Source organism: Geobacillus sp. (assembly GCF_017515625.1).
Lineage (GTDB): Bacteria > Bacillota > Bacilli > Bacillales > Anoxybacillaceae > Geobacillus > Geobacillus stearothermophilus.
This window is the reverse complement of sequence record NZ_JAFWFM010000233.1, coordinates 1-7,007: the sequence shown is the minus strand read 5'-3', so window position 1 is coordinate 7,007 and position 7,007 is coordinate 1. Positions and strand designations below refer to the sequence as shown.

The window sequence follows — 7,007 nt, the reverse complement described above, 5'->3', positions numbered from 1 at the left end:
AGAAGTTGTGTACTACCGCTTCGCGGAAGGGGGGCAGGAAAAGGCGAAATTGTACAAACGCCAACTGAAAGCGGAGCTGGACCGGTGTGCGGCGCTCATTCGCAAGGCGATTGAGGACAACTTCAGTTGAGGGCGCCTCTTTTTTTGTATGTATTTACATAACATTTTTATGGTTAATTCTGTTTGTTTTGCATCCCACCGAACGATTTAGTAGAATGGGAGAAGGACACGACAACAGAGAGGAAGACGTAGGATGTTGGCATGGCCACAGGTTGTCATAAGGGAAATGGAAACACGAAAAGCGTTATTCCGCCATGATCCAGATCACGCGCTGATCGGCTCCGGCGGGTATACGGCGGAAGACGAAGCGATCGTGCACGATGCGGCCATCGCCCTGGCGCTTGGAAAAAACGTACTGTTAAAAGGTCCAACCGGATCGGGGAAAACGCGGCTAGCGGAAACGTTGTCCGCCTTGTTCGGGCAGCCGATGCACAGCATCAACTGCTCTGTGGACCTTGATGCCGAGGCGCTGCTTGGGTTTAAAACGATCGTGCACCGCGACGGCCAAGCGGTGATCGAATATGTGCCCGGTCCGGTCATCCGGGCGATGGAGAAGGGGCATTTGCTATACATTGATGAAATCAATATGGCCAAACCTGAGACGCTGCCAATCTTAAACAGCGTGCTTGACTATCGGCGCCGCCTCACCAATCCGCTCACTGGCGAGGTCGTCGAGGCGAAGCCGACGTTTGGCGTCATTGCGGCGATCAACGAAGGTTATATCGGCACCGTGCCGCTCAATGAAGCGTTAAAAAACCGCTTCGTCGTCATCGATGTCCCATATGTGCAGGGGGAGACGTTAAAATCGGTCATCATGGCACAAACTACATTAACAGACGATGCGTTGATCAACCGTTTCGTCGCCTTGTCAGCCGACTTTCTGGCGCAGGTGCGAAACGGGCAAGTGGCAGAAGAAGTGGCTTCCGTACGCGCCTTGCTCGATGCGTGCGATCTGGCGGTGCATATCCCGCCGCTGCGCGCCATTGAACGAAGCATCATTGACAAGCTCGACGATGAACGGGAGCGGGCGGCGGTGCGCAATATCGCGGAAACATGGTTTGACGAGTAGGAGGCGGCCATGGAACGGTTTATGATGTTCAACGATCGGCCGATCGATCCGTTTTTGGTGATGCAGCTCGCCGATCTCGCCCGAACGCTCGCCCGCCGTCCTGACATGACGGTCGAGTTCGCCGCCCATTCCGGGATGCATCCGGTTAAGCCAACGGTGTACGTCAGTCAGTTTTGGGATGTGTATCCGCCAAAGGAGAAAGAAACGGCGATGAAAAGCGATGTCGCCTTGCGCGTCATCGGCACGCGGCGGCATACGGACCTAGCGGCGGTCCGCGCATTTCGGCAAGCAGCCGAAGCGCACCCATGGCCGAAACTGGCGAAACAGCTGTTTTCGTTGGCTGAGGATCTTCGTGTTGAGGCCCTCTGCGAGCGGGAACGGCCCGGGGTGAAACGTTGGTTTCGCACGCGCCGCCGCCTTTACCGTCGCTACTTCACCCAGCAATGGCAGGCAAACCAAACCCGCGGCGCCGCCGCCGATCAATTTTTGGCGGCGATGTATTTGCGGCTGACCGCCGACTCGCCGCTTGATGACGTTCCGCTCGCTCCGATGGCGGATGAAACGGTGCAGGCGCGCCTTGACGCGCTGTGGCCGCAATGGTTTGACGCGATGTCCACCGCGGATACGGCCCGCTGGGCGTTAGCCATCGTCGCATTGATGGAAGAGGCGCTTGCCGGTGACATGGTGAACGCTTACACCTCGCTTCCATTTGTCGATGACGGGGACGATGAACCGAAGGTGACGGTTCGCGATTTGAAGCGGGTCGATCCGTTGGAAAACCGCGATGTAGCGGAAAATCCGTCAAACGGCAAAGCGCACCAGGAAGTGCTGTCGACGTGGCACCGGGAAACAAGCCGTCCGAATGGGAATTTTCTCCGCTTTGAGTTGGAACGCGGCACCCGCACTGGCATGCTTGGCGACGGGGCGAGGCCGGGGGACGATGGCGACCAGGCGCTCGCCATTGTCCAAGGAACGTCCCGGCCGGCGAAGCGAAACGAATACGGCCTCGAGGCGGCAGCCGCATTCCAGGAACATCGACTAGCCGGAGGCGGTGCTCCATATGGGGAAGCGAACCGCCAGGCAGCCATCATTGTTTTTTCTTCCCCGCCGCCAAGTCGTGACGAACGGGACGAATACCGCAGCAAACAGGCGGCGGCCGCGCCCTACCGGAAGCGGCTTGTGCGCGTGATGGAGCAATGGCTCGAACACCAACGCAGCACGTGGCGCACGAACTTGCCGGCCGGACGGCTGCGCAAACAGCTCATACCGTTTTTCACCGACGAGCGGCCTCACCTGTTTTACAAAAAAGGCGAGCCAGCGCGGCGGTTCAACGCAGCGTTCGGCCTGCTTGTCGACTGCTCGGCGTCGATGCACGATAAAATGGATGAAACGAAAACGGGGCTCGTTCTCTGCCACAACGTGCTTCAAACGTTGCGTGTGCCGCACCAGATCGTCGGGTTTTGGGAAGACGCCAACGAGGCAACCGCGGCCAGACAGCCGAATTACTTGCAAGTGGCTGTTTCGTTCCGCGAGTCGTTGAACCCATCAAGCGGCCCGGCGATCATGCAGCTTGAGCCCCACGAAGACAACCGCGACGGGCTGGCGATCCGCTGGATGACTGAGCAACTTCTCCGCCGCCCGGAAACGCAAAAAGTGTTGCTCATCTTTTCTGACGGGGAACCGGCCGCCTATGGCTACGAACAAAACGGCATTATCGATACGCATGAAGCGGTGGCCGAAGCGCGGCGGCGCGGCATTGAGGTTGTCAACCTTTTTTTAGGCCGCGGGGCGGATGACGAATCGACGCGGCGGACGATTGAAAACATTTACGGCCGCTTTCGCGTTTTCGTTCCACAAGTGAGCGAGCTGCCCGACCGACTGCTTCCGCTTTTGAAAACGTGGCTGCAAAAAAGCTTGTAACAAAAGGATGGGAATCGATGATCAAACTATTTACCGACAGCGATTTAGACGGCATCGGCTGTGGATTGCTCGCCAAGCTGGCGTTTGCCGAGGTGAACATTTCGTTTTGCTCGTACCGGAACTTGGATGAACGGGTCAGCCAGTTCTTGCAAAGCGAGGAAGCGAATGGCGCCATGCTGTTTATCACCGACCTAGCCGTCGGCCAGGAGGTGGAGCAGCAGCTCGCCGAGCGGGCGAAGCGCGGCGGCCATGTGCAAGTCATCGACCACCACGTGACCGCGCTTCATTTCAACAGCTATCCATGGGGATGGGTCGCGCCCGAACGGGAAGACGGCAAAAAAACATGTGCAACCTCGCTCTTTTACGATTACCTCGTCCGCGAAGGAAAACTGGCGCCTAACGAAACGTTGGATGCGTTTGTCGAGCTCGTCCGCCAGTACGACACGTGGGAATGGGAAGAAAATGGGAATTTGCAAGCGAAGCGGCTCAACGATTTGTTCACCATTCTCGGGCTCGACGGCTTTTGGGAGACGATGAGCGAGCGGCTCGCCTCCGGGGAGGCGTTCGCCTTGACGGAGACGGAAGAGTTGCTTCTGGATATGGAAGAAAAGAAAATTCAACGCTACATCCGACAGAAGCAAAAGCAGCTCGTTCAGCGCTGGATCGGCGATTACTGCATCGGCGTCGTGTTCGCTGAACGCCATCTGTCGGAGCTTGGCAACGCCTTATCCAAACGGCATCCGCACCTAGATTTGATCGCCCTAGTCAATCTCGGGACAAAACATATCGGGTTTCGCACCATCCATGACAATGTCAACGTCGCCGAATTCGCGAAGCAGTTTGGCGGCGGCGGCCACCCGAAGGCATCGGGTTGTTTTGTGGATGACACGACCTTTCCGCTGTTTGTCATCGAGACGTTCCCGCTTGCGCCTGTTTATGGCGATGCGGAACAAAACCAACTGAACAAGCGGGAAGAGGCAGAAGGCGTGTTTTGGACGAATCATCAGGGCCAGTGGTGGTTAAGCCGCCAGACGGAACAGGGATGGACATGGTATGCCGACGGGGGAGAGGCTCGCACCTTTCCCGATGAAGCCGCGGGCGAGCGATGGTTAAAGCGGCAGTTTGCTGCAGGGCTCGCCTACGACGCCGCTGTGCTAGAGTTTTTAAGTGTGCGGCTTGGGCGGGACAAAGACGCCATCCAAGCCGACTATCCGTCGGCTGTCAAACAATACAAACATCAAACCGGCATCGAATAAGGTGCCGGTTTTCTTTGCGGCGACAAGAGGAGAGATCGCTGGCTTTGCAGCATGGCGGCAGGCTGATTCCGACGGTGACAACGAACATACTACGTGACACGGCGGCCCATTCCGCCAGCCATTTTTTCATAGTGCCGCGGCACAGAAAATGTTAACATAATTGTAACAGTTTTTGTGTTTAGAAAAAACAGTCTCTGATTATAATAAGTACTTAGGGAGGTGAAGAAGGGTGAAACAGTACGTCTTTTCCTTTTACACAGAACAAGGAAGAACGTCTGTCTGGGATGAGGCGATTTCGGCATCTGGGATGATGGAAGCCTTTTCAAAAGCTCGACGGCTACTCATCAAGTACAAACAAGAGAAAGGCATACCGGTTCGCGTTCGGTATAAAGGCGTCCGCTATCGCCACACCGACATTGCATAACGTTGAAAGTTAAAAAGAAAGGATGGGAGCATGCCTTTCCTGCGACAATCGACACGCAGCGGGTAACGTGCAGTGTTTCATGAACCACTCAGGAACACTGCACGTTTTTATTTTATTTGCATCCGCACGCCATTCAACTCGGCAGGAGAAAGGGACAAGCCTAGCCACTGTCAATCGATTAGGAAGGCGAGACGGATGCGGAAAATGATTGCGGTGAAACACATACTGCTCGGGCACAAACTAGGAACGGCGCAAAAACCAAATTGGCGACGACTCTTGATTTTTTTGGTATGACACAACAAATATGGACGAGCCCGCATCTCATCATCGCGCACTCCTTTATAACAAACTATAACGGATTTCCAGGTGGCGGGGAGTTCAGCAACCAAATATGTCCGCTGCATGCGTATGTTGCAAAAGCGCTCATTCATGACGGATGTCGTTGTTTTTTTGTTTTTTGTCTCACTATCAAAAGATTACTTTTTATTGAGACAAAACCGAATATAACTTCCTATAATTTATATTATGTAAAATTATCAATTTCCCCGAAATTTGAGGGTTTCTTCCCTCAAGTACCCATAAAATCAATTATCCGGAACTTGTTAACCTGTCAAGGTTGATTATATTTTCCCCAAAATCGCCGGTTTAACATTCCCCAGAAAGATCTCATGGAACCCTTTGTTTTTCTTTTTTGGATCCTCTTTTCCTGTAATCGATAGCTTTCCCCTCTTTAGGTAATGGAATGACGCAGCAATCGATCTAACATCGCCCGAGTCTCCCACAATTTCTTCCCATTCCCCAGAGCTTTTGTTGGGATATGCTCGTACCGCTGGGTGATCACTAGAAATAAGCAATGAGCGCTGTTCGGATCCAGTTTTAGGTACCCCATTTCATCGATCATGAGAACAGTTGGCTTCACAAAGACAGGAAGCTTTTTCTCCAACTTTCTGACCGCCTCTTCTTAACTGAGTGACCAAATCACGGGCGGTAACAAAATACGTTTGATATCCTCTTGCTATTGCCTCCATTCCAATCGAAATCACCAGGTGTGTCTTTCCAATCCTTGGTGGGCAGAGAAAAAGGATATTTTCTTTTCGGTCAATACACGACAACGTAAGCAGTTCTCGAATCCATCACTCATCCAACGAAGGTTGCGCGGTAAAAACGTATGGATCGTCTTGCGATACGGCAGTTTGGACTTTGATGAGCGTTTGGATCGATCGTTCCTGCCTTTTGACAATTTCCGCCTCTAATAAGCGGAACAAAAACTCCGAATATGGCATATTAAGAGTAACTACGTATTCTACCATGGAGAATCATCGTTCCTCCGTGACAAGCAAATGGAATCGGTGACCATACTCGTGTATTCGTTCTTTCATGATCTTTCCCTTCTCAGGAATGCGTCATAACTCGTGATCATGAACCATTGCTCCTCTTATTGACATTATAGTTCTATTGTAAGTGAGGAATTTTATTCAGCTATATTGGGATTTTATCATCTGCTTTAACACATTATATATGGAATTTATATACCGCAATGTTCTATACTTTTTTCTTGTAAAAAACAAACGGTAACGAAAGTGCGTATCGATTCATCGTAGCCATTCGGTTTTCCTTGTCCTGATCCTCCTGTGTTTTTACTCATTTTTCCTTTTTGTTTCCTATATGCGTTACCACGTCGATCACTTCAGAACAGAATGGTTTAGCACCATGGCTGCTTGTTGGTCCCTAATTGGGACCAACAAAAGAGACGAATCATCGTGCCGAATAATGATAAGGTATTTCCAAATGTTGAACACAAGAGGGAGAATAGGGCCTGCTGATCTGCAGAAAAGAATATGTGGGATGAAATACGATTCCTTGTTTACCAATGGTCGGGCTTACGGAAAAATGGATCCGTAGGTCACAAAGGGGCAGGGGGATGTATTTGTGGATTCAGACAAAATGGTGTTGATGGAACCTATCGTTTCATAAGGTTAACTGGATATACAATAACTTACCCAGTTAACCCTATGAACAACTTCATTCCCCTTTTCTTTCCACAACCGCGTCAAATCACGGTTTTTTATAAACAAAATCCCCCTTTCCAAGAAGAGAATTAGGATCTCACATCTCCAAATCCGCTCCTGATTTTTGAATGTAAACTAGCACATTATTTCAGAATCCCTTTTTCAAATTATTTCAGGCGGATTCGGAAATAATGTGCAAAATTTTTGCGGATTGTTCCGGATTTTGCACATTCTTTCGGAACGTTTGCACGCTCTTTCAGATGAAGATT

6 protein-coding genes and 1 pseudogene are annotated in these 7,007 nt (G+C 51.6%); 5 read left to right on the top strand and 2 right to left on the bottom strand.

Features of this window, described 5'->3' with window-relative positions; all coding sequences use genetic code 11:
- The 5 genes and pseudogenes from IKE44_RS13685 to IKE44_RS13665 all read left to right on the top strand — a co-directional run.
- Positions 1-130 (top strand): annotated as a pseudogene (locus IKE44_RS13685) (Replication termination protein); the annotation flags it as partial.
- Between the two features lie 123 nt (positions 131-253).
- A complete protein-coding gene (locus IKE44_RS13680) occupies positions 254-1,129 on the top strand; it encodes an ATP-binding protein (protein ID WP_049624286.1) in 876 nt (291 codons plus the stop codon).
- A gap of 9 nt (positions 1,130-1,138) precedes the next feature.
- Positions 1,139-3,049: a vWA domain-containing protein gene (locus tag IKE44_RS13675; RefSeq protein WP_064213536.1), complete on the top strand. Its 1,911-nt coding sequence runs from the start codon at positions 1,139-1,141 to the stop codon at positions 3,047-3,049.
- A gap of 17 nt (positions 3,050-3,066) precedes the next feature.
- The gene (locus tag IKE44_RS13670; protein WP_033014133.1) at positions 3,067-4,305 is read left to right on the top strand and encodes a DHH family phosphoesterase; all 1,239 of its coding nucleotides are present in this window, start codon (positions 3,067-3,069) and stop codon (positions 4,303-4,305) included.
- A gap of 229 nt (positions 4,306-4,534) precedes the next feature.
- Positions 4,535-4,729 (top strand): hypothetical protein, encoded by a 195-nt coding sequence (locus IKE44_RS13665; RefSeq protein ID WP_049624288.1) that lies wholly within the window; start codon positions 4,535-4,537, stop codon positions 4,727-4,729.
- 730 nt (positions 4,730-5,459) lie between these two features.
- Here IKE44_RS13665 and IKE44_RS13820 read toward each other — a convergent pair.
- Both IKE44_RS13820 and IKE44_RS13905 read right to left on the bottom strand, forming a co-directional pair.
- Positions 5,460-5,618: a P-loop NTPase family protein gene (locus tag IKE44_RS13820; protein ID WP_412729454.1), complete on the bottom strand. Its 159-nt coding sequence runs from the start codon at positions 5,616-5,618 to the stop codon at positions 5,460-5,462.
- Position 5,619: 1 nt separating this feature from the next.
- Positions 5,620-5,841 carry an ATP-binding protein gene (locus IKE44_RS13905; RefSeq protein WP_483299812.1) on the bottom strand — a complete coding sequence of 74 codons (222 nt, stop codon included), beginning with the start codon at positions 5,839-5,841 and terminating at the stop codon, positions 5,620-5,622.
- Between the last annotated feature and the right edge of the window lie 1,166 nt (positions 5,842-7,007).